The organism is Hyphomonas sp. (assembly GCF_037969335.1).
In the GTDB taxonomy this organism is placed as follows: Bacteria; Pseudomonadota; Alphaproteobacteria; order Caulobacterales; family Hyphomonadaceae; genus Hyphomonas.
Genome location: NZ_JBBKXE010000091.1, coordinates 1 through 5,488, shown reverse-complemented (window position 1 = coordinate 5,488; position 5,488 = coordinate 1). Strand labels below are relative to the sequence as shown.

The window sequence follows — 5,488 nt, the reverse complement described above, 5'->3', positions numbered from 1 at the left end:
ATCAGTCGGATCGAATCGGCTGTGAAAGCGCTCCCGGGTGTGGAAACAGCACGCCTGAACCTGTCGACAGGTGGGCTTGAAGTCGCTTGGCGTGGCGGCCTTACCGCCATCCCCATCGTCCAGGCAATCAGTTCCCTTGGCTATGGCGTCGCGCCGCAGGATCAGGGCAACAGCGTCACGGATGAGCAGCGCGAGGAACGCAGCCTGCTCATCGCATTGGGCGTCGCAGGCTTTGCAACCGCCAATATCATGCTCCTGTCCGTGTCGGTGTGGGCGGGAGACGGGGAAATGGGCACCTCGACCCGCATGTTGCTGCATGGCCTTTCCGGCCTGATCGCATTCCCCGCAATCCTGTTTTCCGGACGCGTCTTCTTCCGGTCAGCCTGGAACGTCCTCAAGCACGGCCATGCCAATATGGACGTGCCAATCTCGCTCGCCGTGATCATCGCGTTTTGCGTGAGCGTGTCGGAAACCTTGCGAGGTGGAGAACACGCGTATTTCGACGCGTCGGTCATGCTGCTCTTCTTCCTCCTGATCGGCCGCTTCCTCGACGCGCGTGTCCGCCGGAAGGCGCATACGTCTGCGCGTGACCTGGCGGCGATGGCGCATCGCAGCGTCACACGATTGGGAGAGAATGGCGAAGCCCGCTCCGTTCGCGCAAGCGAGATCCAGCCGGGCGACCGGATTCTCCTGGCGCCCGGTGAGCAGGCGGTTGTCGACATGCAGGTGGAAACAGGCCTGTCCGAAGTCGATGAGAGCCTGGTGACCGGGGAGAGCGTTCCACGTACCGCCACCCAGGGCATGAACCTGCTGGCGGGCACCGTAAACCTGTCCCAGCCGCTGACCGGACGCGCGATTGCCGCCGCCAGCGACTCCCTTCTCTCAGATATTGCGCGGATGCTGGACGCAGGCGAACAGCGCCGCTCGACCTACCGGAAAATCGCTGACCGTGCCGTCTCACTGTACGTGCCATTCGTCCATACGTCCGCACTGCTCGCCTTCATTGGCTGGCTCCTGGCGGGCATGAGTGCCAACGAGGCCCTGCTGATCGGTGTCTCGACGCTGATCATCACGTGCCCTTGCGCGCTGGCACTCGCCGCGCCCGTGACTCAGGTCGTCGCGTCAGGACGCCTGTTTCGCGCGGGCACATTCCTGAAATCCGGCGACGCGCTGGAGCGGCTGGCGCAATGCGACTACATCATCTTCGACAAGACAGGCACGCTGACATTCGGCACGCCTCAGCTCGTCGGCGACGTCTCGCCTGTCGTGCTCGGCAATGCAGCACAACTGGCGCGGGCTAGCCGCCATCCATTGTCTCGCGCGCTCGTTGAGGCTGCAGGGCCTGGGCTGGTCGCGTCTGATGTCCGGGAATTCCCCGGTCTCGGGCTTGAAGGCGTGATCGATGGCGTTACCTGCCGTCTCGGATCGGCTGAATGGGTTGGCGCCGACGTTGACGTCGCCTCCAGCAGTTCTCTCTGGTTCGTAGAGGGCAATGGCACGCCTGTCCGGTTCCAGTTCAACGACCATATACTCGACGATGCGACCCAGACGATCCGGGCCTTGCAGCAGGCCGGATATGGCATGGAAATCCTGTCGGGTGATCGTGAAGAAACCGTCGTCGATGTGGCCGGACAATTGGGTATCAGCGACTGGACAGCCAAGGCCTCTCCACGCGACAAGGTTGAACGCCTCGAGGCATTGCAGGCAGCGGGTCATCGTGTGCTGATGGTCGGGGACGGGTTGAATGATGCCGGGGCGCTAGCGCTTGCCAATGCGTCCGTCACGCCAGGCGGGGCGATGGACATCAGCCGGTCGGCCAGCGACGCGGTCTATTCCGGCGGGCTCGGCGCCCTGCCCCGGCTGATCGCCGTCGCAAAGCAGGCGCGCGCGGTCATGTTGCAGAACTTCGCCTTCGCCGCCGCGTACAATCTTGTGGCCGTTCCTGTCGCCATCAGTGGCCATGCCACGCCGCTCGTCGCGGCCATTGCGATGTCGGCTTCGTCCATTCTTGTGTCCCTGAATGCGCTGCGCCTGAATACAATGCCGGAGCGCCTCTGATGGTCGGGCTGTTGTTTCTCATTCCAATCGCGCTCGGCATGGGGCTGATCGGCCTGATCGCCTTCCTGTGGGCCGCGAGATCCGGCCAGTTCGACGATCCGGAGGGCGCGGCCAATCGTATCCTCGTGGATGAAGATCGCCCGCTTCCGCCTAGTGAAAGTCGCGACTCCGGGGAATGATCCTGACATTTCGCGGATGGCGATGCATGTCGCCATGTTCGCCCGGCCCGCGCCCTTCCTGAACTGCCCGCTTCACTTCATCTGCGTGGGACAGCACGCCCTTCAACGGGTCGGACATGTGTTCTTCCGACAATAATGTCAGGTCAGCGGTTCGGTCGATCAGCTGCTCGGCGACAATGTGCGTGACATTGTCAGCCGACTGCACGCGCCCGCGCACGGACAGGATACGCGCGCCCATGACGATCGGCCGGTAGCGTTCCATGACGCGTTTCCAAACAACGAGGTTGGCAATGCCCGACTCGTCCTCGATCGTGATGAAGACGACCCCGCTGGCCGAGCCCGGGCGCTGGCGCACGAGCACCAGACCACATGTCTCCACGCGTCGGCCGTCCGGCATGCCAACGGCCTCAGTAGTCGTCAGGATACGCCGGGAATTGTAAAGCGGCCGCAGGAATTGCAAGGGGTGGTCCTTAAGTGACAGCCTTGTTGTCTGGTAATCCTGAATGACCTGCTCGGAATCGGGCATCCTGGGCAAATGTGTCGCAACGTCTGCCCCCTGCTCGGCCGCGTCTGCCGCCGTGAACAAGGGCAGTGCTTTTCCGGCAGTGTCGCCCCTGACGGCCCACAGGGCCTTACGTCGTGACAGGCCGAGCGAACCAAAGGCATCCGCTGCGGCGAGCAATTCCATCGCGCGGCGGGACAGGCCCGTTCGCAGGCGCACCTCTTCCAGCGTATCGAACCCCTGTCCGCGCGCGCCCATCAGTGCTTCCATCTCCTCCTCGCGCACGCCATCGACCTGCCGGAATCCCAGCCGCACGGCGGTCAGGTCATCGCCGGTGCCCAGAGGCTCCAGCGTATTGTCCCAGTCCGAATAATTCACATCGACGGGCCGCACCTCCACACCATGCTCGCGGGCATTCCGTACGATCTGGGCCGGCGCATAGAAGCCCATTGGCTGGCTGTTCAGGAGTGCGGCGCAGAACACATCCGGATGATGGCATTTTAGCCAGGACGAGACATAGACGAGCAAGGCAAACGAGGCTGCATGACTTTCGGGGAAACCGTATTCGCCGAACCCCTTCACCTGATCGAAACAGCGTTGCGCAAATTCCGGCTGGTAGCCGCGCGCAATCATTCGCGACACCATCATGTCTTCATAATTCTGGATCGTGCCGACCTTGCGGAACGTCGCCATGGCGCGACGCAATCCATTGGCCTCGTCGGACGTGAACTTGGCCGCATCGATGGATATCTGCATCGCTTGCTCCTGGAACAGGGGCACGCCCAGCGTGCGCTGCAGGATTTTGGCAAGTTCGTCGGGTGGGCCCTGTTCGGGTGCCGGGCTCGGGTAGCGAACGGTTTCCAGCCCCTTCCGGCGCCGCAGGTAAGGGTGGACCATATCGCCCTGAATGGGGCCGGGCCGGACGATGGCGACCTCAATGACGAGGTCATAGAATGTACGCGGCCTGAGACGCGGCAGCATGTTCATCTGGGCCCGGCTTTCGACCTGGAACACGCCAAGGCTGTCGCCTTTGCTCAGCATGTCATAGGTCGCCGTATCGTTCGCCGGAATGGTCGCCAGATTGAAGCGCAGGCCCTTATGGGCCTCAAGGAAGTCGAAGGCCTTGCGAATGCAGGTCAGCATACCGAGGGCGAGCACATCGACCTTCAGGATGCCGAGGGCGTTGATGTCGTCCTTGTCCCATTCGATAAAGGTGCGATCCGGCATGGCCGCATTGCCAATCGGAACCGTCTCGACAAGCGGTCCCCGCGTCAGGACGAAGCCGCCGACATGCTGGGACAAGTGCCGCGGGAAGCCGATCAACTGGCGTGTCAGGGCAATAGCGCGGCGGATCATCGGGCTGGCGGGATCAAGGCCTGCCTGCGCGATCTGGGGCGCCGGAATGTCATCCCCCCAGCTGCCCCAGACACAGCCGGCGAGCGCGGTGGAAATATCCTCTGTCAGGCCGAGCGCCTTGCAGACTTCGCGGACGGCCGAGCGGGGCCGGTATGAGATGACCGTTGCCGTCAGGGCGGCCCGCTGGCGTCCATAGCGCCGATAGACATACTGGATCACTTCCTCGCGCCGCTCGTGCTCGAAGTCGACGTCGATGTCAGGCGGTTCCTTGCGTTCGCGTGAGAGGAACCGTTCGAACAGGAGGCTGGTCTCGGCCGGGTCCACGCTGGTGACGCCAAGGCAGAAGCAGACGGCAGAATTGGCAGCAGAACCGCGCCCCTGACAGAGGATATCCTGCGAACGGGCCCAGGCGACGATGTCGTTCACGGTCAGGAAATAAGGCGCGTAGGAAAGCTCCTCAATCAGGTCGAGTTCCTTGTTCAATTGGGCGCGAATGCGGGCCGGGATTCCGGCGGGGTAACGCCACTCGGCGCCCTGCCATGTCAGGTATTCGAGGTGTTGTTGCGGCGTCGAACCGGGCGGGACAGGCTCGTCGGGATACTCATAGGCGAGTTCGTCGAGACTGAAATTGCATCGCCCTACGATTTCCAGCGTGCGCGCCAAGGCTGGTTCGAAGCCCTTGAAAAGGCGTACCATTTCGTCCGGCGCCTTGAGATGTCGCTCAGCGTTCGCCTCGAGCCGGAAGCCCGCCGTGTCGATTGTACAATGCTCCCGGATGCAGGTGATCACGTCCTGCAAGGGGCGGCGGGCGGCTGTGTGATAGATAACGTCATTGATGGCGATCATCGGGACGCCGCAGCGCGTACCAAGGCTTGCCAGACGGGCCAAGTGCTCGCGGTTGCGGCCCTGAAAGGCATAGCGCGCAGCGAGGTAGAGAGCGCCCGGCCAAAGTCCGGCCAGATGTTGCAGCACTGTCTCGAAAGCCGCACCCGGACGCTCTGGCGGGAGCGCTATGAATACCTGCCCTTCGCTGGCGGCGGCAATATCTGTGAGGGTGATCAGGCAGTCGCCTTTCTCGGCCCGCCGTTTGCCATCCGACAGCAGGCGCGAGAGACGGCCATAGGCGGCGCGGTCCGTCGGGTAGCAGATGAGTTCAGGACCATCCTGCGGGACAAGCCGGGCGCCGACCAGCAGGTGCATGCCTGCTGCCTTGGCGGCCAGATGGGCCCGTACGACACCGGCCAGTGTATTGCGATCTGCAACGCCTATTGCAGCAAGGTCGAGCTCGCGGGCGCGGCCCACCAGTTCCCCGGCATGGGAGGCGCCGTGGAGAAAGGAGAACTTCGTGGTGACGGCAAGTTCGGCATATCCGCTCATGCGAAAAGGCCCTGCA

At 63.1% G+C, this 5,488-nt stretch carries 3 protein-coding genes; 2 read left to right on the top strand and 1 reads right to left on the bottom strand.

Annotated elements, in window-relative coordinates; translation table 11 throughout:
• Window positions 1-2,058: heavy metal translocating P-type ATPase (locus AADA04_RS07330; protein ID WP_340692602.1), on the top strand; the 2,058-nt coding region annotated here is incomplete at its 5' end.
• Window positions 2,058-2,237, top strand: coding sequence for a cbb3-type cytochrome oxidase assembly protein CcoS (gene ccoS / locus AADA04_RS07325; RefSeq protein ID WP_340692601.1), 180 nt, complete (start codon window positions 2,058-2,060; stop codon window positions 2,235-2,237). The genes AADA04_RS07330 and ccoS, both read left to right, overlap by 1 nt.
• Here the strand turns inward: ccoS and AADA04_RS07320 are convergent.
• Window positions 2,209-5,472 (bottom strand): error-prone DNA polymerase, encoded by a 3,264-nt coding sequence (locus AADA04_RS07320; protein ID WP_340692600.1) that lies wholly within the window; start codon window positions 5,470-5,472, stop codon window positions 2,209-2,211. The genes ccoS and AADA04_RS07320 overlap by 29 nt on opposite strands.
• Window positions 5,473-5,488 lie beyond the last annotated feature (16 nt).

Coding starts and splice junctions, on each gene's coding strand:
- ccoS (WP_340692601.1), top strand. CDS start 2,058: ATGGTCGGGCTGTTGTTTCTCATTCCAATCGCGCTCGGCATGGGGCTG.
- AADA04_RS07320 (WP_340692600.1), bottom strand. CDS start 5,472: ATGAGCGGATATGCCGAACTTGCCGTCACCACGAAGTTCTCCTTTCTC.